The sequence below is a fragment of the Streptomyces sp. XY006 genome (genome assembly GCF_002237655.1).
GTDB lineage: Bacteria > Actinomycetota > Actinomycetes > Streptomycetales > Streptomycetaceae > Streptomyces > Streptomyces levis.
This window is the reverse complement of sequence record NZ_NOKT01000013.1, coordinates 158410-184216: the sequence shown is the minus strand read 5'-3', so window position 1 is coordinate 184216 and position 25807 is coordinate 158410. Positions and strand designations below refer to the sequence as shown.

General features: G+C 72.9%; 21 protein-coding genes and 1 riboswitch. Of the genes, 11 read left to right on the top strand and 10 right to left on the bottom strand.

The window, feature by feature from the left end; all coding sequences use genetic code 11:
- Nucleotides 1–13: 13 nt before the first annotated feature.
- Nucleotides 14–1144 carry an ATP-binding protein gene (locus tag CHR28_RS17320; protein ID WP_094054530.1) on the bottom strand — a complete coding sequence of 377 codons (1131 nt, stop codon included), beginning with the start codon at nt 1142–1144 and terminating at the stop codon, nt 14–16.
- A 145-nt stretch (nt 1145–1289) separates the two neighbouring features.
- Between CHR28_RS17320 and CHR28_RS17315 the strand changes: the two genes are divergently transcribed.
- Complete coding sequence (locus CHR28_RS17315) at nt 1290–2639, top strand: SWIM zinc finger family protein (protein ID WP_094054529.1); 1350 nt, start codon at nt 1290–1292, stop codon at nt 2637–2639.
- Nucleotides 2640–2778: 139 nt separating this feature from the next.
- Nucleotides 2779–4443: a DUF5691 domain-containing protein gene (locus CHR28_RS17310; protein WP_094054528.1), complete on the top strand. Its 1665-nt coding sequence runs from the start codon at nt 2779–2781 to the stop codon at nt 4441–4443.
- Between the two features lie 206 nt (nt 4444–4649).
- On the opposite strand, the gene CHR28_RS17305 is transcribed toward CHR28_RS17310, so the two are convergent.
- A complete protein-coding gene (locus tag CHR28_RS17305; RefSeq protein ID WP_094054527.1) occupies nt 4650–5072 on the bottom strand; it encodes a cobalamin B12-binding domain-containing protein in 423 nt (140 codons plus the stop codon).
- 539 nt (nt 5073–5611) lie between these two features.
- Between CHR28_RS17305 and CHR28_RS17295 the strand changes: the two genes are divergently transcribed.
- Complete coding sequence (locus CHR28_RS17295; protein WP_094054525.1) at nt 5612–6475, top strand: esterase/lipase family protein; 864 nt, start codon at nt 5612–5614, stop codon at nt 6473–6475.
- Nucleotides 6476–6792: 317 nt separating this feature from the next.
- Nucleotides 6793–8376 (top strand): M23 family metallopeptidase, encoded by a 1584-nt coding sequence (locus tag CHR28_RS17290; protein ID WP_094054524.1) that lies wholly within the window; start codon nt 6793–6795, stop codon nt 8374–8376.
- A gap of 98 nt (nt 8377–8474) precedes the next feature.
- Here CHR28_RS17290 and pcrA read toward each other — a convergent pair whose 3' ends face one another.
- Entirely contained in the window at nt 8475–10952 is a 2478-nt protein-coding gene (pcrA, locus tag CHR28_RS17285; RefSeq protein WP_094054523.1) for a DNA helicase PcrA, read from the bottom strand.
- Nucleotides 10953–11264: 312 nt separating this feature from the next.
- A riboswitch (cyclic di-AMP (ydaO/yuaA leader) is annotated at nt 11265–11436 on the top strand.
- A gap of 8 nt (nt 11437–11444) precedes the next feature.
- Between pcrA and CHR28_RS17280 the strand changes: the two genes are divergently transcribed.
- On the top strand, nt 11445–12617 hold the full coding sequence (locus CHR28_RS17280) for a C40 family peptidase (protein WP_094054522.1): 1173 nt from the start codon (nt 11445–11447) through the stop codon (nt 12615–12617).
- Between the two features lie 77 nt (nt 12618–12694).
- A complete protein-coding gene (locus CHR28_RS17275; RefSeq protein ID WP_094054521.1) occupies nt 12695–13639 on the top strand; it encodes a hypothetical protein in 945 nt (314 codons plus the stop codon).
- Here CHR28_RS17275 and CHR28_RS17270 read toward each other — a convergent pair.
- A complete protein-coding gene (locus CHR28_RS17270; RefSeq protein ID WP_094054520.1) occupies nt 13617–13970 on the bottom strand; it encodes a hypothetical protein in 354 nt (117 codons plus the stop codon). The genes CHR28_RS17275 and CHR28_RS17270 overlap by 23 nt on opposite strands.
- Before the next feature lie 424 nt (nt 13971–14394).
- Between CHR28_RS17270 and CHR28_RS17265 the strand changes: the two genes are divergently transcribed.
- Nucleotides 14395–15450, top strand: coding sequence for a C40 family peptidase (locus CHR28_RS17265; protein WP_094054519.1), 1056 nt, complete (start codon nt 14395–14397; stop codon nt 15448–15450).
- A 137-nt stretch (nt 15451–15587) separates the two neighbouring features.
- On the opposite strand, the gene CHR28_RS17260 is transcribed toward CHR28_RS17265, so the two are convergent.
- Nucleotides 15588–16319: a LuxR C-terminal-related transcriptional regulator gene (locus CHR28_RS17260; RefSeq protein WP_094054518.1), complete on the bottom strand. Its 732-nt coding sequence runs from the start codon at nt 16317–16319 to the stop codon at nt 15588–15590.
- Nucleotides 16316–17608 (bottom strand): ATP-binding protein, encoded by a 1293-nt coding sequence (locus CHR28_RS17255; RefSeq protein ID WP_094054517.1) that lies wholly within the window; start codon nt 17606–17608, stop codon nt 16316–16318. The genes CHR28_RS17260 and CHR28_RS17255 overlap by 4 nt, the downstream gene beginning before the upstream one ends.
- A gap of 177 nt (nt 17609–17785) precedes the next feature.
- Here CHR28_RS17255 and CHR28_RS17250 point away from each other — a divergent pair, with 177 nt between their 5' ends.
- Both CHR28_RS17250 and CHR28_RS17245 read left to right on the top strand, forming a co-directional pair.
- A complete protein-coding gene (locus CHR28_RS17250) occupies nt 17786–19141 on the top strand; it encodes a PspC domain-containing protein (RefSeq protein ID WP_094054516.1) in 1356 nt (451 codons plus the stop codon).
- Nucleotides 19128–19373, top strand: a complete 246-nt coding sequence (locus CHR28_RS17245; protein ID WP_094054515.1) for a hypothetical protein — start codon at nt 19128–19130, stop codon at nt 19371–19373. The genes CHR28_RS17250 and CHR28_RS17245 overlap by 14 nt, the downstream gene beginning before the upstream one ends.
- A 43-nt stretch (nt 19374–19416) precedes the next feature.
- On the opposite strand, the gene CHR28_RS17240 is transcribed toward CHR28_RS17245, so the two are convergent.
- Together CHR28_RS17240 and CHR28_RS17235 are read right to left on the bottom strand one after the other, a co-directional pair.
- Nucleotides 19417–19944 (bottom strand): DoxX family membrane protein, encoded by a 528-nt coding sequence (locus CHR28_RS17240; protein ID WP_094054514.1) that lies wholly within the window; start codon nt 19942–19944, stop codon nt 19417–19419.
- Nucleotides 19945–20160: 216 nt separating this feature from the next.
- Nucleotides 20161–21597 (bottom strand): hypothetical protein, encoded by a 1437-nt coding sequence (locus tag CHR28_RS17235; RefSeq protein ID WP_256984278.1) that lies wholly within the window; start codon nt 21595–21597, stop codon nt 20161–20163.
- Between the two features lie 184 nt (nt 21598–21781).
- On the opposite strand from CHR28_RS17235, the gene CHR28_RS17230 reads away from it, so the two are divergent.
- The gene (locus CHR28_RS17230; protein WP_094054513.1) at nt 21782–22696 is read left to right on the top strand and encodes a DUF4429 domain-containing protein; all 915 of its coding nucleotides are present in this window, start codon (nt 21782–21784) and stop codon (nt 22694–22696) included.
- A gap of 19 nt (nt 22697–22715) precedes the next feature.
- Here CHR28_RS17230 and CHR28_RS17225 read toward each other — a convergent pair whose 3' ends face one another.
- Nucleotides 22716–23510: a class II aldolase/adducin family protein gene (locus tag CHR28_RS17225; protein ID WP_094054512.1), complete on the bottom strand. Its 795-nt coding sequence runs from the start codon at nt 23508–23510 to the stop codon at nt 22716–22718.
- 187 nt (nt 23511–23697) lie between these two features.
- Between CHR28_RS17225 and CHR28_RS17220 the strand changes: the two genes are divergently transcribed.
- Nucleotides 23698–24171 (top strand): pyridoxamine 5'-phosphate oxidase family protein, encoded by a 474-nt coding sequence (locus tag CHR28_RS17220; RefSeq protein ID WP_094054511.1) that lies wholly within the window; start codon nt 23698–23700, stop codon nt 24169–24171.
- A gap of 22 nt (nt 24172–24193) precedes the next feature.
- Here the strand turns inward: CHR28_RS17220 and guaA are convergent, their stop codons facing one another.
- The gene (gene guaA / locus CHR28_RS17215; RefSeq protein WP_094054510.1) at nt 24194–25774 is read right to left on the bottom strand and encodes a glutamine-hydrolyzing GMP synthase; all 1581 of its coding nucleotides are present in this window, start codon (nt 25772–25774) and stop codon (nt 24194–24196) included.
- Nucleotides 25775–25807: the final 33 nt, after the last annotated feature.

Genomic DNA, 25807 nt, shown 5'->3' with positions numbered 1-25807 from the left:
CGCCCCCGGTCGCTCACCCGCTCACCTCGCGGCAGGCCCGGTAGAAGTCCTTCCAGCCGTCGCGCTCACGGACGACCGTCTCCAGGTACTCCTGCCAGATCACGCGGTCGGCCGCCGGGTCGCGGACCACCGCGCCGAGGATGCCCGCGGCGACATCGCCGGCCCGCAGCACTCCGTCGCCGAAGTGGGCGGCCAGCGCCAGTCCGTTGGTGACGACGGAAATCGCCTCGGCCGTGGACAGCGTGCCGCTGGGCGACTTCAGCTTCGTCCGGCCGTCGGTCGTCACCCCGTCGCGCAGCTCGCGGAAGACGGTGACGACCCGGCGGATCTCGTCGAGCCCGTCGGGCGCGGGCGGCAGGTCCAGGGAGCGGCCGATCTGGTCCACGCGGCGCGAGACGATGTCGACCTCGGCGTCGGGGGTCTCCGGCAGCGGCAGAACCACCGTGTTGAAGCGGCGGCGCAGGGCGCTGGACAGGTCGTTGACCCCGCGGTCGCGGTCGTTGGCCGTGGCGATCAGGTTGAAGCCCCGGACCGCCTGCACCTCCTGGCCCAGCTCCGGTATGGGCAGCGTCTTCTCCGACAGGATCGTGATGAGCGTGTCCTGCACGTCGGCCGGGATGCGCGTCAGCTCCTCGACGCGCGCCGTCATGCCCTCGGCCATGGCACGCATGACCGGGCTGGGCACGAGGGCGTCGCGGCTCGGGCCGTGGGCGAGCAGCTGCGCGTAGTTCCAGCCGTAGCGGATGGCCTCCTCCGGCGTGCCGGCGGTGCCCTGCACCAGCAGCGTGGAGTCGCCGCTGACGGCAGCGGCCAGGTGCTCGGACACCCACGTCTTCGCCGTCCCGGGCACGCCGAGCAGGAGCAGGGCGCGGTCGGTGGCGAGGGTCGTGACGGCGACCTCGACGATGCGGCGCGGGCCGACGTACTTCGGCGTGATCACCGTGCCGTCCGGCAGGACGCCCCCCAGCAGGTACGTCGCGACGGCCCACGGCGACAGCTTCCAGCGGGCCGGGCGCGGGCGGTCGTCCTGTGCGGCGAGCGCGGCGAGTTCGTCGGCGAAGGCGTCCTCGGCATGCGGCCGCAACGCCTCGGACGGCTCCTGCTGCTTCGGTTCCACGGGCGTCGGTTCAATGGACACAGACATGGCTGAGGCCCCCTCCAGCTCGGCCGGTTCGGATCTGGCACCAACGTTGCACCACACCACTGACAATCCGTTCTGACCTGCGGAAATACCCTGCCGGGGTCGCTCGCGGACCCGATTGTCAGTGGTGGGATCTACCTTCGATGGCATGACTCAGCAGGGGGTGCGCTGGACTGCGGACCAGGTGCTGGCCTTGGCGCCTGACGCCGCGTCACGCAAAGCGGGAAGCAAACTCGGCGCGGCGGGGCCGTGGTCCGAGGCGGGCTGTTCCGACGAGGGGACGGTGTGGGGGCTGTGCAAGGGCAGCGGGAGCAAGCCGTATCAGACGGTGGTCGACATCGCGGACGCCTCCGGGCCCGCGTACAAGTGCAGTTGTCCGAGCCGCAAGTTCCCGTGCAAGCACGCGCTGGGGCTGCTGCTGCTCTGGGCGGGCGACGACGCGGCGGTGCCGCGGGGGGAGGCGCCGGAGTGGGCGGAGCAGTGGACGGCAGGGCGCCGCAGACGCGCGGAAGAGAAGAGGAGCGGGCAGGAAGCGCCGTCCGGGTCGGCTGATCCGGAGGCGGCGCGGCGCCGGGCGGAGCGCCGGGCCGAGCGGGTCACGGCGGGCGCGCTGGAGCTGGAGCAGCGGCTGGCGGACCTGCTGCGCGGCGGCCTGGCGACGGCGGAGCAGTCCGGGTACGGCCTCTGGGAGGAGACGGCGGCCCGCATGGTCGACGCCCAGGCGCAAGGTCTGGCCGCTCGGGTGCGGGAGTTGGGGGCGATCCCGTCCACGGGGCCCGGCTGGCCGGTGCGGCTGCTGGAGGAGTGCGCGCTGCTGCATCTGCTCGGCCAGGGCTGGCTGCGCCGCGAACGGCTCCCGGACGCCCTCGCCGCCACGGTCCGCTCCCGCATGGGCCTGCCGGCCTCGGCGGACGGCAAGCCGGTGCGGGACCGCTGGCTGGTGCTCGCCCAGTACGACACGGCGGACTCGCGCCTGACGACCCGCCGGATATGGCTGTACGGCGCCGACTCGGGGCGCACGGCGCTGCTCCTCTCCTACGGTGCCGCCGGCCGCGCGCCGGAGCTGGCGCTGCCCGTCGGGCTGGCCCTGGAGGCCGAGGTGTCCTCCTACCCGGGCGCCGGGCAGCCGCGGGTGGCCCTGGGCGAGCAGTTCGCTCCACCGGCACCGGCGGAGATACGCCCGCCGGGGGTGACGGCGTCCGAGGCGGCCGCCCGTTACGGCGACGCCCTGCGCGACGACCCGTGGCTCGAGTCCGTCCCGGTGACGCTGGGCAGGGTCGTCCCGACCCCCGACGGCGACTCCTGGCAGCTGGCCGACGCCGACGAGGACGCGGCGTTGCCGCTGACTCCGGCCGCGCGGTCCCGGCCCGGCCTGTGGCGGCTCGTCGCCCTCTCGGGCGGCGCCCCGGTCACGGTCTTCGGCGAGTGCGGCCACCAGGGCTTCAACCCTCTGACGGCCTGGCCCGAGGGCGCGGGCGACGCCGTGTCCCTGTGCTGAACCGACGGCGGCCGCCCGGCCTGGGCGGCACCGGCCGGACCCACCCTTCTCACCGATCCATGAATCTTTCAGGCATCACGGGACAACCGGTAAGGGCGAGCCTTCAACCAACTCCGGGCGCCCCGCGGAAAGGAAGCGCATGACCAGGACCTCCGCTCCTGTGGACGCGCCCGGCACGGGCGCCTGGGAGGGGCTCGTCACCACGGCACTGCTGGGCACGGACCGGCGCACCCCGCCGGGCACCGCCCCCGGGCAGGACGCCCCGGTGGCCCTGCTGGACGCGGCGGCCGTGGAGACCGTACGGCGGCGGGCCGGGCTGCGTCCGGCGCGGGCGGCGCAGCGTCCGCGACCGGCCCCGGCGGACGGGCGCCCGCCGCTGCCCGCCGCTGCCGCCCGCAGACTCGCGATGCTGCTGGCCGACCGGCCCGGCGCGTCCGCCGGCGGCCGCCGCGGCACCGCACCCGACCTGATGGAGTTGCTGCCCCAGTGGCTGGCGGCGGCGAACGCCCGGGGGTTCGCCCCGCCTCCGCAGGTGCTGCCGGCGCTGCTGGACGCGGCCAGGGGGCGGACGGATCTGCGCCCGGCCGCCCTGGAGTTCGCGGGGCCCCGGGCCCTGTGGCTGGCCCGGCTGAACCCGGACTGGCGATTCGCCCTGCGGTCGGCTCCCGGTGGCGGCGCGGCCCCACCGCCGGTCGCGGACGACGACAGGACCCGGCAGGTGTGGCAGGAGGGCCTGTTCGCCGAGCGGGTCGCCCTGCTGTCCGCCCTGCGCTCCGGCGACCCGGCCGCCGCACGCGAGCTGCTCGCCACGACCTGGGCGACGGAGCGGGCCGAGGACCGGCTGATGTTCCTCGACTCCCTGCGCACGGGACTGGGCCCGGACGACGAGCCGTTCCTGGAACAGGCCCTGAGCGACCGCAGCCGCAACGTCCGGGCGACGGCGGCGGAACTGCTGTCGGCCCTGCCCGGTTCGGCGCTCGCCGCGCGGATGGCGGTCCGGGCGGCGGCGTGCGTGGCCATCGACCACACGCGCGGCAGCGGGGCCGCGGGGACGGCCCCCACGCCCACGATCGTCGTCGAGGCTCCGCACGAGTGCGATCCGGACATGGAGCGCGACGGCGTCGTGCCGAAGGCCCCGGCGGGGCGGGGTGAACGCTCCTGGTGGTTCGGTCAGTTGGTGGAGGCGGCTCCGCTGGGGACGTGGTCACGGCGGCTCGGCGGCCGGACGCCCCGGGAGATCGTGGCGCTGCCGGTGGCGGACGACTGGCAGGGCGAACTGCACGCGGCGTGGTGCCGGGCGGCGGTCCGCCAGGGGGACGCCGAGTGGTCGCGGGCGCTGCTCGGCGAGCCCTCCGCACCGGAGGCGGGCGGGCCGGGCGCGGTGTCCCTGGCCGAACGGGCCAAGCTGCTCGGCACGCTGGGCGCCGCCGAACGGGCCGAGTGGGTGGCCGGCTTCATCGCGGCGCACGGCCTGTCGGAAGCCTTTCAGCTGCTCGGCGTGTGCGCGGTGCCGTGGGCTCCGCCGCTCGGCCGGGCCGTGGTGGACGCGCTCAACATCGCGCGGGACGCGGGGAGTTATCCATGGAGTTTCAGCGGAGTCATGGGGCTGGCCGAGCGCTGCCTCGATCCGTCCGAGTCCGGCCGTCTCGACGCCCTGCTGGCCGTACCGGACGAGCCGGAGGACGCGTCGCCCGGGGCGGGCGGCTACTGGGCGGAGGCCTTCCAGCGCCTGGTCACGACCCTGCGCCTGCGCGCGGCGATGATCGAGGAACTGGGCCCGGCGAAACCCATCACCCCGGCCTAGAGAAACACCCCGCACACCGGGGCCCCGACCAGGCCAGTCCGGCCCTCGACCACACCGGCCGGGGCCACGACCACGCCAGTCCGACTCATGCCCGCACCGGCCCGGGCAACGACCACACCAGCCCGGGTCGCAACCACAAAGGCCCAGGAAACGATCACCCCGGCCCGGGCAACGATCAGCCCGGCCCGGGGCCGGGCGGCGTCGGCTCAGCCGCCGGAAGCAGCCGGCTGGCGTACGTTCGCCCGGACCCAGTCCACGATCGACTGCGTCGTCGCACCGGGCGTGAAGATCTCCGCGACACCCTTCTCCTTCAGCGGGGCGATGTCCGCCTCGGGGATGATCCCGCCGCCGAAGACCAGGATGTCCGCCGCGTCCCGCTCCCGGAGCAGGTCGATCACCGCGGCGAAGAGCGTGTTGTGCGCCCCGGAGAGGATGGACAGCCCGATCGCGTCGGCGTCCTCCTGGATCGCCGTGTCGACGATCTGCTCGGGAGTCTGGTGGAGGCCGGTGTAGATGACCTCCATACCGGCGTCGCGCAGGGCCCGCGCGATCACCTTGGCCCCGCGATCGTGGCCGTCGAGCCCCGGCTTGGCCACCACCACGCGGATCGGACCGGCTGCCACACCCATCACTGCCTCCATGAAGCGACTACATCCATCCGTACGGACAAGTACCGCACACATCCGGCACGCCGTACACGTCACCGTGCCCCGGACGCGCCCCGAACCGCCCGGGGAAGTGAACGAACGTTATCTCCAGCATCCCGCAACCGGCAGTTTCACGGTGCTGACCGAGGGGGAAATCACACGGTGGGACAAGCGCAAGGGGAGCCGCAAGGAGGCCGCCGCACCGCCGCGCCACCCACCCCACACCGCGGCGGTACGTCACTTCGGCGACAGCACACAGGGCAAGCACCGCACGTACTGAACGCACCGCACGCACAGCACGCAGGGCACGCACGGCGCACCAGCGGGGAGCCACGTCACCGCACCGACCGGGGACCCCGCCGCACCACCGGCGTCACACACGCCACACGCCGCGCTCATTCCCCGCAGCTCACGCGGCTCACGCCGCCCGCGCGGTCGTCGTCGGCCGTCTTCGCTGCTGCTTTCCACGAGTGCACACGGGGGGCCATGCCGTCCTCCCGCGTGCCGACAGGAGGTCGGCCATGAAGGTCACCGGGGCGGCTCTGCCCTTTCTTCCGTTCTGCCAGCGCCTGCTGCCGAACCGCCTGGCGGGGCTCTCCCTGGCGCTTCTGAAGGCCACCGCCCTGGAGATCGCGATCCTGGCCGGGCACCTCCTGCTCTACCCCTCCGGCATCGCGCAGGAGCGGCGCGCCCCCGCCCCGGTCCTGCCGGCCGACGGCGCGGCCCAGCTGCCGACGGAGGCCAAGCCCCCGGTCGTCCTGCTGCACGGCTTCATCGACAACCGCTCGGTCTTCGTGCTGCTGCGCCGCAGCCTCGCCCAGCACGGCAGGCAGCAGATCGAGTCGCTCAACTACTCACCGCTGACCTGTGACATACGGGCCGCGGCCGAGCTGCTCGGCCGGCACATCGAGGAGATCTGCGAGCGCACGGGCGCCCAGCGGGTGGACGTCGTCGGGCACAGCCTCGGCGGTCTCATAGCCCGTTACTACGTGCAGCGGCTCGGCGGCGACACGCGCGTGCGGACCCTGGTGACCCTCGGCACGCCGCACTCGGGCACCCGGGTGGCGCCCCTGGCCAACGCGCACCCCATCGTGCGCCAGATGCGCCCCGGCTCGCCGGTGCTCGAGGAGCTCACTCGGCCCGCCCCGGGCTGCCGTACGCACTTCGTGAGCTTCTGGAGCGACCTCGACCACGTGATGGATCCGCTGGAGTCGGCCTGCATCGACCATCCGGATCTGACGGCGCAGAACGTGCGGGTCACCGGCATCGGTCATCTCGCCCTGCCCGTCCACCCCGCCGTCGCCAACGGGATACGGCAGGTTCTCGACACGGCCCGCCCGGGTGAACCGTCCACGGGCCACGCCGGAGGACTCACGGTGGCCTGACGGCGGGCCGCCCGACGGTCACACCACACCGGTCCGCCCGACGGTCACACCACACGGTCGGGCGACAGTCGGCCCTCGGCCGTCACACCCGGCGCGCGGACTCGTCATACAGATGACGCACAGTTCCGCATCACCCAACAGCCTCGAACAAACTTCGAACACAGGGCCAAGCCTGCGCCCGCAGTCCGCCAAAACACGGCCGAATGCCCGTTTCCTGCGCGCGCGAAACCTGCCGAAGATTGTCGTGCCCGCGTACCGCCGGGTACAGTCGCCGCACTGCTCTGGCAGCCCCTGTTGTCGAGGCGAAAGAGAAGTTGGTGAACGACCGTCACCCGTCGGGGACCATGGCCCCGGCTCCGGCTTCCGACGCCGCCTCGGCGCACTACGCGTCGTACGGCTCCCAGGAAGTCCAGTACGGCGACTTCACCACGTACGGCGACTACGCCGCCACTGGTTTTGATCCCGCCGGCACGGACGGCGCCGGTTTCGACGCCACCGGCCACGCCACCGCGAGCTTCGCCACGGACCCCCTGTTCGGCGACATGCCGGGCAGCGGCCAGGGCACGGGCACGTACGACACCGGCCACTGGCCCACGGGTACGCACGAGAACCCGCACTACGACGCGTACGCGGCCCAGCACCACGCCGCCTACGACACCGGTGTCTACGACACGACCTCCTGGCACACCGGGCAGCAGCCGCTGTCGGCCGTCCCGCCGCAGGCCGCGTCCCCCGACGGCACCGGCCAGTGGGAGTCCGGTGCCTGGCTCCAGCCGGACCAGGGCGGCAATCCGGCCGACCGGACCCAGCAGTGGGAATGGGGCACGCAGACCTTCGACACGGGCGCCTTCGACGCCACGCAGTGGAACTCCGACGGCACCGCCGCAGCCGCCCCGGACGCCTACGAGCAGCACGGCGAAACCTTCGAGCAGCACGAGACGGCGACGTTCGACCAGCACGAAGCGGTGCCGTTCGACCAGCTCGAGACCGCGACGTTCGAGCAGGTGGCCTACGACGAATCCGCGGGAGCCGGGTACCACGACCCCGCCGCGGACGCCCCCGAGCAGGCCGCCACCGGCGAACTGCCCACCGTCGCCCCGCTCCTGGACGGCCAGGAAGAGGTCGCGCCCCCCGCTTCCCGGGCGGCCTCGCGCTCCGGCTCCCGCTCCCGCCGCCGTACGCCGCCCAAGCGCTCGGCGCTGATGACCATCGCGGTGCCCTCGGCGTGCGTGATGGGCGTGGCCGGGATCGCGGCCGCCTCCGTCGGCAGCCTCACCGAGGACAGCGCGGCGGAGGCGCAGACCACCGCGGCGGACGCGCAGCCGGTGAAGCCGGCCGCGGCCAACAACAAGCTCGACACGCAGTTGCAGAGCCTCGCCGCCGGTGCCGACGACTTCGCCGACCGGGCCAGCCGTACGCAGGAGCGCATCGACCTCAAGGCCCAGCAGGCCGCCGAGCGCAAGCGGGCGGCGGAGGAGGCGGCTCGCAAGGAGCGGCTGCGCCCCAAGTTCGCCCTGCCCGTCGCGCAGCACGGACTGAGCGCCTTCTACGGCCAGTCGGGCATCAACTGGATGTCCCTGCACACCGGCATCGACTTCCCCGTCTCGTACGGCACGACCGTGATGGCCGCGACCGACGGCACCGTGCGCACGCAGTGGAACAGCGCGTACGGCAACATGATGATCGTGACCGCGAAGGACGGTACGGAGACGTGGTACTGCCACCTCTCCACGTACACGGTCCCCTCGGGGACGGCCGTCAAGGCCGGGGACCCCATCGCGCGCTCCGGCAACTCGGGCAACTCGACCGGCCCGCACCTGCACTTCGAGGTGCGCCCCGCGGGCGGCTCGGCGATCGACCCGCTCTCCTGGCTCCGCAGCCACGGCGTCGACCCGACGTAAGGCCGCGCCGGGAAGGACCGTCGGCACAAGACCTCCCGGCACAGGACCGCCCGGCAAGAGACCGACCAGCGGAGGCCGTCCGGCGGACGGCCCCCGGGCTACAGCTTCTCCACCGGCGCGTACCGCAGCAGCAGCCGCTTCGGCTTCGTGTCGCCGAAGTCGATCGTTGCCTCGGCGTTCGCCCCCGTGCCCTTCACCGCGACGACCGTGCCGAGACCGAACTGGTCGTGCGTGACCCGGTCTCCGACCGCCAGCGACACCACCGGCTTCTCCGACGTACGGCGGGTGGCGAAGCCGGACGCGCCCGAGGCGGACGAGCGCGAGCGGGACGACGACAGGGAGGCCGCCACGGCGGAGACCGGACCGGAGGACGCGGGCGAGGTCGCTCCCGTGCGCTTCCACTCCACGTGAGCCGGCGGGATCTCCTCCAGGAACCGGGAGGGCGGGTTGTACGAGGGCTGGCCCCAGGCGCTGCGCAAGGTGGAGCGGGTCAGGTACAGCCGCTCCCGTGCGCGGGTGATGCCGACGTACGCCAGGCGCCGCTCCTCCTCCAGTTCCTTGGTCTGGCCGAGGGCGCGCATGTGCGGGAAGACGCCGTCCTCCATGCCGGTGAGGAAGACGACCGGGAACTCCAGGCCCTTGGCTGTGTGCAGCGTCATGAGCGTGATGACGCCGTCGCCGTCCTCCTCGTCGGGGATCTGGTCGGAGTCGGCGACCAGGGCGACCTGCTCCAGGAAGTCGGCCAGCGTGCCCTGCTCGTCCTCGCCGCGCTCCTGCTCGAACTCCATGGCGACGGCGGCGAGCTCCTGGAGGTTCTCGATCCGGGTCTCGTCCTGCGGGTCGGTGGAGGCCTGCAGCTCGGCGAGGTAGCCGGTGCGCTCCAGCACCGCCTCCAGCACCGTGGCCGGTCCGGCGCCGGACTCGACGATCGTGCGGAGGTCCTCCATCAGTGTGTTGAACCGCTTGACCGCGTTGGTGGAGCGCGCGGCCATGCCGTAGGCCTCGTCGACCCGCTTGAGCGCCTGCGGGAAGCTGATCTTCTCGCGCTGGGCGAGCGCGTCGATCATCGCCTCGGCGCGGTCGCCGATGCCCCGCTTGGGCACGTTGAGGATCCGGCGCAGCGGCACCGAGTCCTCCGGGTTGGCCAGGACGCGCAGGTAGGCCAGGACGTCCCGGACCTCCTTGCGCTCGTAGAAGCGGACGCCGCCGACGACCTTGTAGGGCAGGCCGACGCGGATGAAGACCTCTTCGAAGACACGGGACTGGGCGTTGGTGCGGTAGAAGACCGCGACGTCGCCCGCCTTGGCCTCGCCGGCGTCGGTGAGACGGTCTATCTCGTCGGCGACGAACTGCGCCTCGTCGTGCTCGGTGTCGGCGACGTACCCGGTGATCAGCGCGCCGGAGCCGGCGTTGGTCCACAGGTTCTTGGGGCGGCGGGACTCGTTGCGCTCGATGACCGCGTTGGCGGCGCTGAGGATGGTCTGCGTGGAGCGGTAGTTCTGCTCCAGCAGGATCGTCGTCGCGTCCGGGTAGTCCTCCTCGAACTGGAGGATGTTGCGGATCGTCGCGCCGCGGAAGGCGTAGATCGACTGGTCGGCGTCGCCCACCACGCACAGTTCGGCGGGCGGGATCTCGGCCTCGGGCGGCACGTCGACGGGGTGCTCGGAGGTGCCGACCAGCTCGCGGACCAGCGCGTACTGCGCGTGGTTGGTGTCCTGGTACTCGTCGACCAGGACGTGCCGGAAGCGGCGGCGGTAGTGCTCGGCGACGTCCGGGAAGGCGCGCAGCAGGTTGACCGTCGTCATGATCAGGTCGTCGAAGTCGAGGGCGTTCGCCTCGCGCAGCCGCGACTGGTAGAGCGCGTAGGCCTGGGCGAGGGTCTTCTCGAAACCGTCGGTGGCCTGGGCGGCGAAGTCCTCCTCGTCGATCAGCTCGTTCTTCAGGTTGCTGATCTTGGCGCTGAAGGACTTCGGCGGGAACCGCTTGGGGTCGAGGTCCAGGTCGCGGCAGACCAGGGCCATCAGGCGCTTGGAGTCGGCGGCGTCGTAGATCGAGAAGGAGGACGTGAAGCCGAGCCTCTTGCTCTCGCGCCGGAGGATGCGCACGCAGGCGCTGTGGAACGTCATGACCCACATGGCGTTCGCGCGCGGGCCGACGAGCTGCTCGACGCGCTCCTTCATCTCACCGGCGGCCTTGTTGGTGAAGGTGATCGCGAGGATCTGGCCGGGGTGGACGTCCCGCTCGGCGAGCAGGTGGGCGATGCGGTGCGTGAGCACGCGGGTCTTGCCGGAGCCGGCGCCGGCCACGATGAGCAGCGGGGAGCCGGAGTGGACGACGGCGGCGCGCTGGTTGTCGTTCAGCCCGTCCAGCAGCGCGGCGGAGTCGATCACCGGGCGGGGGGCGCCGTCCCGGTAGTGGGTGTCCCGGTCCGGCGGCACGTCGAACTTCCCGCCGAACAGATCGTCCGGGATCGACTCCGGAACGTGATCGTCCTCGGGTGGCGGAGGGGGCTCGTCCGCGGGGCCCCGCTGGGCCTGGAGGCTCGCCAGGAAGCTGTCGTCAAAGAGGCTGCTCATCGCTCTCCGAGTCTAGGGCGCCCCACTGACAGCCCGCCGCCGCCCCGAGAACATCGCCGGGAATCGGGCCCTCCGTGGCGAGCGGAAGCCCCTGATCGCCCTGCGGAATGGCGTGATCACACCGTGCGACGATCCCCACAATCCCGGACAAGTCGCCATCAGAAGCCCTCACAACCTCACGCTCGGCAATGCTCCGGCACAAGGTCACGAAAATGTATCGGGCATATCACCCATCAACCTTCACAGGCGCCACACCGGTTGGCTACGGTGCGACCGGGCCGCACGACCCTCACCGGCGAACGTCGCCGGGCCGCGCGGCCTCCGCCGAGTCCGGTGTGCCGCAGCGGCAGCCGGAGCCGGGGACCCACCGAGACTCTGGGGTGAATCGGCCCGACTCCCGTCCCGGGAAGGCCGTAGGGCAACCCTTCCGAACCACCCGCCCGAACCCGACAGCTAACCCGGTAGGCGGATCTTTGGAAGGAGTCGCCTCCTTTGGCGTCGCACCGCAAGTCGCGTCCTTCGGGCACGCGCGTGGCAGGCATACGGACCCCCGCCCTCGCAACGGCGGCCCTCACCTCCGTGGCCCTGCTGTCCCAGTCGGCCCAGGCCGCCCCCGAGGCCGACGACAAACCCAGCCTGGAGGAAGTCGAGAAGAAGGTCGACGACCTGTACCGCCAGGCCGAGTCGGCGACCGACAAGTACAACGCGGCCAAGGAGAAGACCGCGAAGCAGCGCAAGCGCGTCGACACCCTCCTCGACGACGTCGCCCAGCGCACCGAGAAGCTCAACGAGGCACGCGAGAAGCTGGGTTCCTTCGCCGCCGCCCAGTACCGCACCGGCACCGCGGCGCCCGACACCGCCACGTTCCTGCTCGCGGAGACCCCACAGGACTACTTCGACCAGTCCCAGCTGATGGACCGGATGACCGGTCGTCAGAAGGTGGCCGTCGACGACTACGTCACTCAGCAGTCCGCGACGATGAAGAAGCGCCAGGAGGCCACCGAGAGCCTGCGGACGCTCACCGAGTCGCAGAGCGACCTGAAGACGGCCAAGGCCACCGTCCAGCGGAAGCTCGCCGACGCCCGCGACCTGCTGTCCCGGCTGACCGCCGAGGAGAAGGCGCGGCTCGCGGCGATCGAGAAGGAGAAGCGGGAGGAGGCCGCCCGCAAGGCCGCCGAGCTGGCCCGCGAGCAGGCCGCTCAGGAGAAGGCCCGGCAGGAGGCCGCCCAGCAGCAGGAGAGCGGCACCCCCTCGTCGGGCACCGCCTCCGGTCCCACCTCCACGGCCCCGGCCGACTCCTCGTACGCCACCAAGGCCGACAAGGCGCTCGCCTTCGCCCGCGCCCAGATCGGCAAGCCGTACGTATGGGGCGCCGTCGGCCCCGGCTCCTACGACTGCTCCGGCCTCACCCAGGCCGCGTGGAAGGCCGCCGGGGTGACCCTGCCGCGCACGACGTACGACCAGGTCAACGCCGGCACGACGGTCTCCCTGGCCGCCGCCCAGCCCGGTGACCTGGTGTTCTTCTACGACGACGTCACCCACGTCGGCATCTACATCGGCAACGGCATGATGATCCACGCCCCGAAGCCCGGCACCTACGTGCGTGAGGAGTCGATCTACTACGACGGCGAGTCGGCCATCCACAGCGTGGTACGGCCGGCCTGAGGGGTCCGGGACGTTTTTGAGGGGCACGCGCGCGTGCCCCTCTCCCATCCCGTGCGCCGCTGCCTAGCATCGGCGCTATGTCCGGCCCCTCCCCGTTTGCCACCTTGTGGGCGACCTACGCGCTGACCATCGGCACCCTCTCGGCCGGCTTCGACTCGGCGGGGTACGAGGCCCTCTCCCGCATCGCGCTCGTGCCCGCCTGCGCGGCCTGGCTGGGGGCGGTGGCGTACGCCGTGCTGCGGCTGCCGCGGGCGGCGTGGCGGGCACAGGCACCGGCCGCCCACACCTTCACGGCGGCGACCGCCCTGATCGGCACCGGCTTCGCCGCGGCCGGCTGGGAACGGTCCGCTGCGGCCCTGCTGGCGCTGTCGGCGCTGTGCTGGACGCTGCTGCTCACGGCGGGGGACCCGGGCCGCGGCGGGACCGTGTTCCTGCGCTGCGTGGCCACCCAGGGGCTCGCCGTGCTGGGCGCCACGCTCGCCGCGGCCGAGTCGGCGGCCTGGCTCGCCCACGCGGCCCTGGTGCTGTTCTGGCTCGGGCTGATCCTCTACTGCTTCGCCCTGTTCCGCTTCGCCCCGCGCGAGGTCACCGAGGGACACGGGGACCACTGGCTCGCGGGCGGCGCGCTCGCCGTCTCGGCACTGGCCGGGGCGCGGCTCCTCGGCGCCGACAGCGACCGCCTGTACCTGTGGAACGACGACGACCACGCCGTCCTCACCAGGGTCACGGTCGCCCTGCTGGTCCTCACCCTGGTGTGCTGGGTCGCCCTGCTCACCGCCGCGCTCATGTGGCCGCGGCACGGCTGCGACGTGCGCCGCTGGGCCGGCGTGTTCGGCGCGGCCGTGACGGCGGCCGCGGCGCTGGCCGTCGCCGCCGCCCTGGACGCCCCCTGGCTCGATGTCGTCGGGGAGGTGCTGCTGTGGGCCGCGGTGGCACTGTGGCTGGCGTGCACCGCCTGGGCGATCGCCGCGGCCCGGGCCGGATCCCGGTCCGCCGGGGTCAGGTCCAGAGCACGGCGATGAAGACGTTCGCCGTGGTCAGCAGCCCGACCAGACCGAACAGGCCCTTGCCCACCTTCTCGTCGTCCCGCTTCACGTAGACCAGGCCGAGGATCACGATCAGCAGGGCGAGCTTCACCCCGATCTTGATGTTGTTCACGGACTGGTCGTCGGCCTGGTTGAGGCCGACCAGGATCACTCCGGTGACCAGCATCGTCAGGGCGCCGTGCAGCATCGCGGGGGTGTAGCGGGCGGTGCCCTGGCCCATCGCCTTCATCTGGGTGAGGAATCCGCCCAGGAGCGCGGCGATGCCGACGATGTGGAGACCGACGAAGAGGTGGATGAGTACGTCCATGAGGCCGGAGCCTAATCAGGGGCCCCACAGCGCCCGGACACCGGCCTGCCGATGCATATATGCGGCCCCATAGCACCTGATCACCGTCACTCGCTCAGGAAATGGACACATCGGTCATCACGCTGAGTTGAGTGAACGGGGCCAGGGGCGCATCGCGGTCGCATACGGTCACCGTCGGTCCTCTCGCAACACTTCCGCGCACCCGCCTCCGGCCCCCTGCGCCGACGTTTAGCGTCCTCCACCAGGTGACCGGCTCCCCACCGCCGCCCGGGCCAGGGGCGGCAGTCGGGCACCACCGCCGAGAAGGTCCGGCGGCGGTCCGCTTCCCCTGTGCGGGCCGTCGCCGGACGCGCACAGGCCGCTGTCCGCTCCCCCGACGGCCGTACGCACCCATCGGCGGCCGAGGAAAGGACGTGGCCCCCCAGTGGCAGCGCACCGCAAGCCCCGACAGCGCTCGACAGGTGGCGGCACGGCCCGCACGGCCGCCACGATCGCCCTCGCGGGCGCGGCGACGGCGACCGGCTTCGACGGGACCGGGCACGCCGAACCGCAGCTCACCCCCGGCCAGGTCAAGGCCAAGGTGGACAAGCTGTACCAGGAGGCGGAGGTCGCCACCGAGAAGTACAACGGCGCGAAGGAGAAGGCCGAGGCGGCCGGGCAGCGGCTGAAGGGCCTCCAGGACCAGGCGGCCCGCAAGGAGGAACGGCTCAACACGGCCCGTGAGGCTCTCGGCGCGGTCGCGTCCGCGCAGTACCGCAACGGCGGCCTGGATCCCGCGGTGCAGCTCGCCCTGTCCGACGACCCCGACCGCTACCTGGAGAACGCCGAGTTCGTCGAGCGGGCCGGCAACCGGCAGAGATCCGCCGTCGCGGGCGTCCGCAAGCAGCTCCGGGAGATCGAGCAGCTGCGCGGCGCCGCCCACATCGAGCTGACCTCCCTGAAGTCGCGGCAGTCGGAGCTGAAGCGGCACAAGAGGACCATCACCGGCAAGCTGGGCTCGGCACGGCGGCTGCTGACCCGGCTCACCGCCGAGGAGCGCACCCGGCTCGGCGAGTCCCCGCGCGCCTCACGCGCCTCGGGGGCACGGGACCCCCTGGCGGCGCCCGGGCCCGCCGCCTCCCAGGCGCCCAACTCCCGCGCCGCCGCGGCCGTGTCCTACGCCTACCAGAAGCTGGGCAGCCCCTACGTCTGGGGCGCGACCGGCCCGAACGCCTTCGACTGCTCGGGCCTCGTCCAGGCCGCGTACCGCTCCGCCGGTGTCTCGCTGCCGCGTACGACCTACTCCCAGATCGACGCCGGCCGCCGCGTCTCCCGCTCCGAACTCCTCCCTGGCGACCTGGTGTTCTTCTACGCCGGCATCAGCCACGTCGGCATCTACGTGGGCGACGGCCGCATGATCCACGCCCCGAACCCGTCGGCGCCGGTACGGATCGCCCCGCTCGACGAGATGCCCTACGCGGGCGCCACCCGGGTGGTCTGAGCAAGGCGGGGACGCGGCCCGGGCGGTGAGCCGGGGGCGGGGACGCGGCCCGGGCGGCCTGAGCCGGGGGCGGGGACGCGGCCCGGGCGGCCTGAGCCGGGGGGCGGGGACGCCCCGGGCGGTGCGCCGGGCCGGGGTCAGACCAGCCGGCGGGCCGTCGCCCAGCGGGTCAGCTCGTGCCGGTTGGAGAGCTGGAGCTTGCGCAGGACCGCCGAGACATGCGACTCGACCGTCTTCACGGAGATGAACAGCTGCTTGGCGATCTCCTTGTACGCGTACCCCCGGGCGATGAGCCGCAGCACCTCGCGCTCGCGCTGGGTGAGGCGGTCCAGGTCCTCGTCGACCGGCGGCGCGTCCGTGGAGGCGAAGGCGTCCAGGACGAATCCGGCCAGCCGCGGCGAGAAGACCGCGTCGCCCTCCTGGACACGGAAGATGGAGTCCACCAGGTCCGTGCCGGTGATCGTCTTGGTGACGTAGCCCCGGGCCCCGCCGCGGATCACGCCGATCACGTCCTCCGCGGCGTCCGACACGGACAGCGCCAGGAACCGCACCGGCTGCTCGACGTCCCCCATCAACGGGGCACAGCGGCGCAGCACTTCCACCCCGCCACCGCCCGGCAGGTGCACGTCGAGCAGGACCACCTCGGGCCGGGTCGCGGTGATGACCGTGACCGCCTGGTCGACGTCGGCCGCCTCGCCGACGACCTCCACGCCGGTCTGCTCGGTCTGGCCGATCTCGGCCTGGACCCCCGTACGGAACATGCGGTGGTCGTCGACGAGCACCACGCGCACGCGACGCCCGCCCGGCTCCGCGGACCCGGCCGCCTCCGCCGCCGCTGCCGTGCCGTTCGCCTCGGTCGGGTCGCTCATGACGTCTTCTCCGCCCTCTCCATCTCCAGCTCGACCTCCGTGCCGCCGTCCGGCACCGCGCGCAGCCGCGCCGTACCGCCGTTGCGCTCCATGCGGCCGATGATCGATTCTCTGACACCCATCCGGTCGGCGGGTATCGAGTCGAGGTCGAAGCCGGGCCCGCGGTCCCGGACGGACACGAAGACCGTCTCTCCCTCGACCTCGGCGTAGACCTGTACGGCTCCTCCTTCGCCACCGTACTTGGCGGCGTTCACCATCGCTTCGCGCGCGGCCTGCATCTGTGCGGCGATCTTCTCGTCGAGCGGGCAGTCCCCGACCACCACGACCTCCAGGGGGACGCCGTGCTTGTCCTCCACCTCGGCCGCGTTGCGCCGCACCGCGTCGGCGAGGGTCGTGGGCTCGTCGGCCTCGTCCTTGCCCGTGCCCTCGGGCTTGTACAGCCAGGTGCGCAGGTCGCGCTCCTGGGCGCGGGCGAGACGGCGCACCTCGCCCGCGTTCTCCGCGTTGCGCTGGATCAGGGTGAGTGTGTGCAGCACCGAGTCGTGCACATGGGCGGCGACCTCCGCGCGCTCCTGGGCGCGGATGCGCATCAGCCGCTCCTCGGAGAGGTCCTGGGTCATGCGGACGAGATACGGGCCCGCCAGCAGCGTTATCCCCACGAGGACCGCGAGGGCCGCCTGCAGGACGGAGCCGAGGTGGGCTGCGGAGCCCTGCAGGACGAAGATGCCGGAGACGCCGGCCGTCACGAGCAGCACGCCGCCCACCGAGCGCAGCAGCGTGACCGTACGCCGGCGGCGGCCGACCTCGGCCCAGCGGGCCCGGCGGGCGTTGTCCGCCTGCCGCCAGACCAGGGCGACGCCCGCGCCGACGAGGACCATCGGCCAGAGGTAGGCCCGGGCCCCGCCGCCGAGGTTCACGTTGCCCACGAAGACCATGGCCACCACGACCATGAGCAGCAGGGCCACGATCTGGCCCTTGTCGGGCCGGCGCGTGACGAGCTTGCGCCGGCCGTCGGGCGAGGTCTCCGTGGTGACCAGCGAGGGCGGCTTCTGCGCGTCGACCCCGCCGACGCCGAGCGGGACGAAGAACCAGAACGCGGCGTAGAGCAGCGCGCCGAGGCCGTCGGCCATGAACAGGCCGATGAAGACGAGCCGTACCCAGATCACGGGCAGCCCGAGGTGCCCGGCGAGCCCCCGCGCCACGCCCCCCAGCCAGCGTCCGTCGCTGCTGCGGTAGAGCTTGCGCGGCGGCCGCGGCTCGGCGACTGGCGCTGCTGCGGCTTCCGACATGCCATTGATGGTCACACGTGCGCAGGGCCCGGGCATCAGGGTCGGCCCCGGAGACTCCCCTGATCTCCGCGTACCGGTGCTCGAACGCTTCCCGGGCCACCCCTCGGGGCCGATATCAGGGTCCGGCCAGGGTCGTTCCGACTGCCGCAGCGGCGCCGCGCCCGTCACCATGGACCCATGACCGATCACGAGCACGCCGCGACGGGCCCGGGGCCCCGCTCCGGCCCGGCCGGCCCGGCCGTGGAGGCCGTCCCGCCCGGGCCGCCCGACGGGTTCCGCCGCGATCGCCCCCACAAGATGCTGGCGGGTGTCTGCGCCGGGCTCGGGCGGCAGTGCGACATGGATCCGGTCATCTTCCGCATCACGCTCGCGGTGCTCTCCGCGACCGGCGGCATCGGCCTCATCTTCTACGGCTTCGCCTGGCTCTTCGTCCCGTACGACGACGAGGACGAGAACGAGGTGCGCAAGCTGTTCACCGGCCGCGTCGACGGCCAGGCCCTGGCGGCCGTGCTGTTCGCGCTGGTCGGCTGCGGGGTGTTCCTGACGATGCTGAGGAACGGCGGGGTGCTGACCTTCGCCGTGGTCCTCTCCCTCCTCCTCGCGGGCGCCGGGTACTGGTCCCGGCAGCGCGGCGCCCCCGGCCCCGACCCGCTGGCCGCCCAGGCGGTCGCCGACGCCCCGCCGGAGCCGCAGGCACCGCCGGTCCTGGCCACCTCCCCCTCGTGGTGGCGCGACCCCATCGTCAAGGACGGCACGCACATCGGGGGCACGGGCTATCTGTGGGGCCCGCGCGACACCCGCGACCTCGACGTGGCGGCGGCCGTCAACATCGGCCTCGGCACCCGTCCGCGCTCCCGCGCGGACATACCCGCCCCGCACGCCCGGCCGCCCAAGCCGCGCGACCACCGCTGGATCGGCGGCTGGGTCTTCCTGCTGGCCCTGCTGGCGGGCGCCCTCGGCACGAGCCGGACCTGGGACACGCATCCGCTCGGCGCCAGCCTGCAGACGGGCCTGGCCTGCGCCCTCGCCGTCTTCGGGCTGGGCATCGCGGTCAGCGCCTTCCTCGGCCGGACCGGGGCGGGCTCGATCCTCCTGGCGATCATCACGGCCGGCCTGCTCACCGCCTCGGCGGCCGTGCCCGAGGACATCGGCACGCAGTGGAACCGCACGACCTGGCAGCCCGCGACGGCCGCGGACGTACGGGAGCGGTACGACCTGGGCACCGGCGTCGGCACGCTGGACCTGACCCGGCTGGACCTGACCGCGGACCGGACCGTGACCACCCGGGCCGATGTCGGGGTGGGCCGGGTGAGGGTGCTCGTGCCGGAGGACGTGACCGTGCGGCTGAGCGTCGACGTGGGGGTGGGCGACCTCCAGCTGCCGGGCGACGACAAGAAGGACGTGGACGTGAAACCCGGCCAGCACAAGGAGTTGACCCTCTCCCCCGCCCGGGGCGTCAAGAAGTCCGGCACGGTCGATCTCGACCTGAACGTAGGCGTGGGACAGGCGGAGGTGACCCGTGCTGCGTCATGAGCTCCAGCCCGGAAAGCTGATCGCCGGCGCCGTCCTCCTGCTGACCGGCGTCCTGTACGCCGGTGACGCCGACGGTGCCTGGGAGACCCCGTGGTTCGTGGCGATCCCCCTCGTCACGGGCGGCCTCTGCCTGGCGGGCGCGGTGGCGCTGGTGACGAGCCGGGTACGCCGGCGCCGCCGGTCGATCCCGGCCACCACCACCGACGCCCCGGGCCCGGACATGACGACGTGACGGCAGGACGGCAGGACGGCAGGACGGCAGGACGGCGGAACAGCTACCAGTCATCCCTCCGCTGCCGTCGCCGTGCCCGCAAGGCGGCGTCCACGGACAGCAGGGGCGCGCCCGCCAGGACGAGCGGGATCCAGGCCATGAGGTAGGCGAGGTCGTTGCCGTAGTAGTACGGGTCGGACGCCCAGCTCACGGTGAGCCACAGGCTCAGGGAGATGAGCGCGCCGCCGAGCGCCGCCAGACGGGCCAGGAGGCCGAGGAGGGTGCCGATGCCGACGGCCAGTTCGCCGAAGGCGATGGCGTAGCCGAAGCCGACGGGATTCTTCAGGGAGAGGTCGACCAGGGCCGGGATGGCGGAGGAGTCCCGGACGGCGCGCATCATGTCGCCGATCGACCCGGAACCGGCCTCCTTCATGAAGGCGCTGTCGGTGAGTTTGTCCAGGCCGGCGTAGATGAAGGTGACGCCGAGGAAGATGCGCAGAGGGAGCAGGGCGTAGCGGACGCCGGCGTCCCGCCAGTCGCCCCTGCCGTCGGGCTGGGGGGTGTGCGTGTCCGTTCTCATGCTGTGCGTCATCGTTGCGTAGCCGCCTCTCGCCCGCCGGTGCCGAGACCCCCTCAACAGACCATACGTACGACAAACAGCCCCGGCTCAATCCTGCGCGCCCGGCTTTTCTGACGCACGGAGCGTTCCACCGAGGCCGGGGCGCTGCGCGACGCCGGAGAAGCGGGGTCCCGCCCTGCCCGGAGGAACAGGGTGCCGCCCGATCCGGAGGCGGCGCGGGACATCGCCCTAGTCCGTCACGTCCACCGCGTACCGGTTCGTCTCCACCCCGGCCGCCGTGACGACCTGGACCTCCACCCGGCCCGGCTCCACATCCGCCGGTACCGGCACGGTCAGCAGCGTGTCCGTCGGGTTCCGGAACCCCCCGGGCACCGGCACCAGCGGCACATGGACGTGCACCGCCCCGACCCGCACGACCATCCGCGCGAGCCGGTCCGCGCCCTGCGCCCCGGGCGGGACGAACCCGGCGCCCCGGATCTCGATGTCGTCGCCGGTCCGGATCGGCGCGTCCAGGTCCCCCGCCTCCCGGGCCCGGACCACGGAGAGGATCACGGGGCGCCCGCCCTCCGCGTACTTCCCGGCCAGATACGTCGCCGCCGACACCAGCACCACCACCGCCAGTCCCCACGGCAGATCCGGCAGCTGGTCCGGCCGCCTGGCCAGCCGTACCGCCGCGAAGACCAGGGCGACCCCGCCGATCACGACGTACTGGATGTCCGCGAACGTGCCCCGCCCGGCGTCGTCGGTCAGCAGGTCGGCCGCGCGGGGCCGGTCGGCGCGCACCTTCTGCAGCCGTTGCCCCAGCACCCGCAGCCCGACGACCCGCCGCACGAGCACGGCGATCCCGCACACCACGGCCAGCACGGTCACGACACCGGCGCCCCGGGCGAGTTCCAGCCCGGAGATCAGCGCGTCCCGCTCCTCGTGCCGGGAGGCGGCCGCGAGCCGCCCGGCCAGCACGAGCACCGAGTAGGCCACGAAGAGCACCCACACCGCGGCGACCGTACGGGACGTCGACAGCCGGTTGTCCTCACCGATCAGGGGCGCCAGCGCACCGCCCTTGGCCCGGTGGAACCACGACGCCGCGGTCAGCGCGCCGGCGACCACCAGTGCCGCGGCCAGTCCGGCCGTACGCGCGGCCGTCCAGCCCGCGCCCACCGCCGTGAGGGCCTGCCCGAGCAGCAGCAGGACGACGCCCGCCCAGACCGCGCCCGCGGTGCGGCGCCACAGGCCGGCCAGCCAGGCCTGGCCCTCCGCCCGGCCCCGTTCGGCAACGAGTTCCGCGGACTGCGCCAGTTCCTCCGAGACCCACTGGCGGGAGGCCGAGGCGGAGTGGGCGACCGCGGCCGGCAGCCCGTGCCCGGCCGCGAACTCGTCACGCCTGCGCAGGAACGCGGCGACGGCCCGCCGATGCCCCTCCCGGGCCCCGTGCGGACAGTCCCCGCAGGCGCACCCGCCCCCATGGGCGCCCCCGGACGCGCCCTCGTGCGCTCCGGCGTGGCCACCGGTGTGGCCCGCTGTGTATCCACCCGGATACCCGCCCCGGTACCCGCCCGCGGACGCACCGTCCCGTGCACCCGCGTTGCCGCTGGTGTACGCGCCCGCGTACCCCCTCGCGTACCCGGCCGCGTCCCCGCCGCCCTGCCCCGTCTCGCGCACCGCCACGCCCGACGCCCGCCTTCCCGCGACCCAACCACCGCCGGTCTTCCGGACCCCGGAAACACCGCTGTGCAACTCCCGTGCGACGACGACGAATTGTGCCCTATACCACCCGGTCCACGTCCGCCCCGTCTGGTCAACACGGGTGAACTTCGGCGTGCCGTGTTGACCCGGCTGCGAGAATTCCCCTATGGCCGAGATCAGCCAGCGTGACGGGACCTGGGCCTTCGACGGCGGCACGGTCCGGATCACCCCCGGTCTGCACCGCTCCGTGCCGCTGTTCCGGCAGACGTACGGTGAGATCGCCGTCCCGCTGGAGGCCGTCGCGGGTGTCGTCCTGGAGCCCGAACGCAAGCGCGGACGGCTCCGGTTGCGGCTGCGCGAGGGCGCCGACCCGCTCCTCCAGGCGACCGGCGGGCGGCTGCCGGACGCGGCCGATCCGTACCGGCTGACGGTGGACGCCGACCGGACGGGGGTCGCCGAGTACCTCGCCGAGGAGATCCGCCGCGCGCTGCTGCTGGACCGGATACCGAAGGAACCGGCGCGGGCCTATCTGCTGCCGGGCCCGCCGGTCCCGGTCTCGGTGCGCTCCTCGGACGGCACGGTCTCCTTCGACGGCACCCACGTGCGGATCGACTGGTCCGACACCTCCGAGCGGGTCAAACGGGCCACCGGCCCGCGGATCATCGGCCTCGGCGAGCTGGTGCGCGTGGAGTGGCTGCCCCACACCGGCCACGAGGACGGCTTCCTGCGCTTCGTGACCCGCGAGACGGTGTTCTCGAAGCTGCCGCCGGAGAAGGACCCGTACGCCCTGGACCTGTGGGGCAGCGCCCGTCGCGACCTGCTGACGGCGCTGGTCGCGACGGCGGTCACCGCCCGGCTGCCGCATCCGTCCACCCGCCCCGCCACCGCCGGCGACCCGCCGGCCGCGGCCGACGCGCTCGACGCGCACCCCGCGCACAGCCGCCCGCTGCCGTCGGCCGGCTCCGACCACCACGACGTCCTGCTGCGCCGCCTGCGCGAGTTGGGGCGGCTGCACCGCGACGGCGTCCTGACGGACGAGGAGTTCGCGCGGACCAAGGCGGCGGTGCTGCGCGGCTTCTGAGCGCGGGCCGCGACAGGCCCTAGTCCAGCAGGTCGGGCTCGCTGCGGCTGATGTCCCGCCACATCGGCTGGTAGTTGATCCACGCCACGAGGTCGCCGCCGAGCTGTTCGCGGGTGGCCACGGCCATCCGGTGGTCGATGCGGACCGGCCGCCCGGCCGCCTGCGCGGTCAGCTGCACCTGGCAGGACCGCTCCATCGACACGAACCACCAGGCCGCCGCGTCCACCGAGTCGCCTACGGTCAGCAGTCCGTGGTTGCGCAGCACGAGCGCCTTGCGGGAGCCGAGCACGCCCGCGATGCGCCGGCCCTCCTCGGCGTCGACGGCGACACCGGTGTAGGTGTCGTAGAGGGCGTGGTCCTCGTAGAAGGCGCAGCTCTCCTGGGTGATCGGTTCCAGCAGTTCGCCGAGGGCCGCGAGCGCCCGGCCGTGCACCGAGTGGCAGTGGGCGACGGCGACCACGTCGGGGCGGGCGGCGTGGACCTGGGCGTGCACGGTGAAGGCCGCCTGGTTGACGTGGTACTGGCCCTCGACGACCTGGCCGTCCTGGTTGGCGAGCACCAGATCGCTCACCGTGACGTGCCGGAAGGGCAGGCCGAAGGGGTTGACCCAGAAGCAGTCGCTGTACTCCGGGTCGCGGGCGGTGATGTGCCCGGATACCCCGTCCTCGTAGCCGAGTCGGCCGAAGATCCTGAGGGCGCCCGCGAGGCGCTCCTTGCGGTGCCGGCGCTCGTCCTCGACCGACTCGTGCATCGGCGGCATCGCGAACCGCAGCCGGTCCGTGGGCAGCGGCAGGGGCGGGGTGGGCCCGTGCATAGGTCCTCCAGCGTCGCTTTCGTACGGGGCGGAAGTTACCGCCGGTGAGGCCGGGAAAACAGAACCGTTCCGTAAAGATGGGTCGAGCGCCCCTGTGAGCACCCTGCACCCACCCGTATGCCCCCGGGCTCCCGCGCCCCCCGAATAGCCGACAGAAGATGTCGGAATTCGGCGCCACACTCTCCGTATGACAGCGAACTGGGCGGCATTCACCACCGCCGAACCGGATCTGGCCGGCACGGTCGAGAAGCGCTTCGGCGCCTACACCCACCACATCCTCGCCACTCTCCGCAAGGACGGCTCGCCCCGCACGAGCGGCCTGGAGGTGCGGTTCCTCGGCGGCGAGCTGTGGCTCGGCATGATGCCGGACTCGCTCAAGGCGCGGGACCTGCGCCGCGACCCGCGCTTCGCGCTCCAGGCGAACCCCGGGGAGGGCACGGGCATGGGCGGCGGCGACGTCCGCGTCAGCGGCCGGGCGATCGAGGTCGACGACGTCGCGACGAAGGCCGGATACGTCGAAGAGGTGGAACCGCCGGAGCCGTTCCACCTCTTCCGCACCGAGCTGACGGAGGTCGTGCGGACCTACGTCGAGGACGACACCTATCTCGTCGTCCAGGTCTGGACGCCCGGTGCGCCCCTGCGCACGATCAAGCGCACCTAGGGCCTGTCGGCGACCCGGGGGGTCACTCCCACTCGATGGTGCCCGGCGGCTTCGAGGTCACGTCGAGGACGACGCGGTTGACGTCGCGCACCTCGTTGGTGATGCGGGTGGAGATCTTCGCGAGGACGTCGTACGGCAGGCGCGACCAGTCGGCCGTCATGGCGTCCTCGGAGGAGACGGGGCGCAGCACGATGGGGTGACCGTAGGTGCGGCCGTCGCCCTGGACGCCGACGCTGCGGACGTCCGCGAGCAGGACCACCGGGCACTGCCAGATGTCCCGGTCGAGGCCGGCCGCCGTGAGCTCCTCGCGGGCGATGGCGTCGGCCTCGCGCAGCAGGTCCAGGCGCTCCTTGGTGACCTCGCCGACGATGCGGATGCCCAGGCCCGGGCCGGGGAACGGCTGGCGCTGGACGATCTCCTCCGGCAGGCCGAGCTCCTGGCCGACCATGCGGACCTCGTCCTTGAACAGCTGGCGCAGCGGCTCGATCAGCTGGAACTCGAGGTCCTCGGGCAGGCCGCCCACGTTGTGGTGGGACTTGATGTTGGCGGTGCCGGTGCCGCCGCCGGACTCGACGACGTCCGGGTAGAGCGTGCCCTGGACCAGGAACTCCACGGCCGGGCCCTCGTCGGCGATGATCTCGGCCTGGGCCTGCTCGAAGACCCGGATGAACTCGCGGCCGATGATCTTCCGCTTCTCCTCGGGGTCGGAGACCCCGGCGAGCGCCTTGAGGAACCGCTCCTCGGCGTCCACGACCTTCAGCTGCACGCCGGTCGCGGCGACGAAGTCCTTCTCGACCTGCTCGGTCTCGCCCTTGCGCATCAGGCCGTGGTCGACGTACACGCAGGTCAGCTGGGAGCCGATGGCCTTCTGCACGAGGGCAGCGGCGACCGCGGAGTCCACGCCGCCGGACAGGCCGCAGATGGCGCGCTTGTCGCCGACCTGCTCGCGGATGGCGGCGACCTGCTCCTCGATCACGTTGCCCGTGGTCCAGGACGGGGTCAGGCCCGCGCCCCGGTAGAGGAAGTGCTCCAGCACCTGCTGCCCGTGCGTGGAGTGCATCACCTCGGGGTGGTACTGGACGCCGTAGAGCTTCTTCTCGTCGTTCTCGAAGGCGGCGACCGGCACGACGTCCGTGGAGGCCGTGACGGAGAAGCCCTCGGGGGCGGCGGAGCAGGCGTCGCCGTGGGACATCCAGACGGCCTGTTCGGCCGGGGTGCCCTCGAAGAGGGTGGAGGAGGACTTCGCCACGTGCAGGTCCGTGCGGCCGTACTCGCGGGCGCCGGTGTTGTCGACGGTGCCGCCGAGGGTCTGCGCCATCAGCTGGAAGCCGTAGCACATGCCGAAGACGGGGACACCGGCCTCGAAGAGCGCGCGGTCGAGTCGGGGGGCGCCTTCCTCGTAGACCGAGGAGGGGCCGCCGGAGAGGATGATCGCCGCGGGGTTCTTGGCGAGGATCTCCTGGACCGGCATGGTGCTCGGCACGATCTCGCTGTAGACCCGCGCCTCGCGGACGCGACGGGCGATGAGCTGGGCGTACTGCGCGCCGAAGTCGACGACCAGGACGGTGTCGGCGGCGCTGGCAGCGGGAGACGCTGATGACACGGGGTGCCTTCCGGCGGTGGGGCGGGGGTCTTG

What these genes read in the sequence shown, in the direction of transcription:
- CHR28_RS17320 (WP_094054530.1), bottom strand. Translation starts at nt 1,144, where the DNA reads ATGTCTGTGTCCATTGAACCGACGCCCGTGGAACCGAAGCAGCAGGAG.
- CHR28_RS17315 (WP_094054529.1), top strand. Translation starts at nt 1,290, where the DNA reads ATGACTCAGCAGGGGGTGCGCTGGACTGCGGACCAGGTGCTGGCCTTG.
- CHR28_RS17310 (WP_094054528.1), top strand. Translation starts at nt 2,779, where the DNA reads ATGACCAGGACCTCCGCTCCTGTGGACGCGCCCGGCACGGGCGCCTGG.
- CHR28_RS17305 (WP_094054527.1), bottom strand. Translation starts at nt 5,072, where the DNA reads ATGGGTGTGGCAGCCGGTCCGATCCGCGTGGTGGTGGCCAAGCCGGGG.
- CHR28_RS17295 (WP_094054525.1), top strand. Translation starts at nt 5,612, where the DNA reads ATGAAGGTCACCGGGGCGGCTCTGCCCTTTCTTCCGTTCTGCCAGCGC.
- pcrA (WP_094054523.1), bottom strand. Translation starts at nt 10,952, where the DNA reads ATGAGCAGCCTCTTTGACGACAGCTTCCTGGCGAGCCTCCAGGCCCAG.
- CHR28_RS17275 (WP_094054521.1), top strand. Translation starts at nt 12,695, where the DNA reads ATGTCCGGCCCCTCCCCGTTTGCCACCTTGTGGGCGACCTACGCGCTG.
- CHR28_RS17270 (WP_094054520.1), bottom strand. Translation starts at nt 13,970, where the DNA reads ATGGACGTACTCATCCACCTCTTCGTCGGTCTCCACATCGTCGGCATC.
- CHR28_RS17260 (WP_094054518.1), bottom strand. Translation starts at nt 16,319, where the DNA reads ATGAGCGACCCGACCGAGGCGAACGGCACGGCAGCGGCGGCGGAGGCG.
- CHR28_RS17255 (WP_094054517.1), bottom strand. Translation starts at nt 17,608, where the DNA reads ATGTCGGAAGCCGCAGCAGCGCCAGTCGCCGAGCCGCGGCCGCCGCGC.
- CHR28_RS17250 (WP_094054516.1), top strand. Translation starts at nt 17,786, where the DNA reads ATGACCGATCACGAGCACGCCGCGACGGGCCCGGGGCCCCGCTCCGGC.
- CHR28_RS17240 (WP_094054514.1), bottom strand. Translation starts at nt 19,944, where the DNA reads ATGACGCACAGCATGAGAACGGACACGCACACCCCCCAGCCCGACGGC.
- CHR28_RS17230 (WP_094054513.1), top strand. Translation starts at nt 21,782, where the DNA reads ATGGCCGAGATCAGCCAGCGTGACGGGACCTGGGCCTTCGACGGCGGC.
- CHR28_RS17225 (WP_094054512.1), bottom strand. Translation starts at nt 23,510, where the DNA reads ATGCACGGGCCCACCCCGCCCCTGCCGCTGCCCACGGACCGGCTGCGG.
- CHR28_RS17220 (WP_094054511.1), top strand. Translation starts at nt 23,698, where the DNA reads ATGACAGCGAACTGGGCGGCATTCACCACCGCCGAACCGGATCTGGCC.